Source organism: Mucilaginibacter sp. P4_E8, from assembly GCF_056401495.1.
In genome coordinates this window covers 1-542 of sequence record NZ_JBFUJG010000455.1, presented here as the reverse complement: position 1 = coordinate 542, position 542 = coordinate 1, and the positions used below count along the sequence as shown (strand labels likewise).

At 30.8% G+C, this 542-nt stretch carries 1 protein-coding gene; it reads right to left on the bottom strand.

Translation table 11 applies throughout. The features are described from left to right. Positions 1–73 precede the first annotated feature (73 nt). Positions 74–508 carry a hypothetical protein gene (locus tag AC1DRQ_RS32070; protein WP_477430292.1) on the bottom strand — a complete coding sequence of 145 codons (435 nt, stop codon included), beginning with the start codon at positions 506–508 and terminating at the stop codon, positions 74–76. Between the last annotated feature and the right edge of the window lie 34 nt (positions 509–542).

The window sequence follows — 542 nt, the reverse complement described above, 5'->3', positions numbered from 1 at the left end:
GGGGGAGAAACGCTGATATTCAAAGGTTCGTGGTTTATGACTAAAAACTCTAACGGCACATATAATACTGAAACTAAAGTTTATTATAGACATCCGTGGCTACAACAAGAGCCTTTATCTCCCTCAAAGTCTTAAATGGTAGTAATACAGGATTACTTTTTTCTGTGTTGCTGTAATGATTAAAGAAAGTCATTCTTGAATGGTTATAGGCACAAGAAACCATTTCAACTAATAAATCAATCTCTTTTTTAAAGAATATACTTTTATCAAAATCCAAGTATAGAATAGTTATGTCAGTGTAAACAGATAAGGATGTGAAGCGATAATTAGAGTCTTGCTTTATATCAAATCCAATTTTAAATGTATAGGTGTTTTGATAATGCCAATTGCTAACGCTTATAGATAATTGCGTTTCCCAAGTTTGGTTATTAAAATTAACAAGATGATGTTCATAATTTTCTGAATATACATTTGTTACAAGAATGTTTCCTGGAATTAAAGTGTCCATAGCTTAAGGGTTAGAACAACAAGGTAATTATTTC

Excerpts from the sequence above, each read along its gene's own strand:
- AC1DRQ_RS32070 (WP_477430292.1), bottom strand. The coding sequence starts at position 508 with ATGGACACTTTAATTCCAGGAAACATTCTTGTAACAAATGTATATTCA.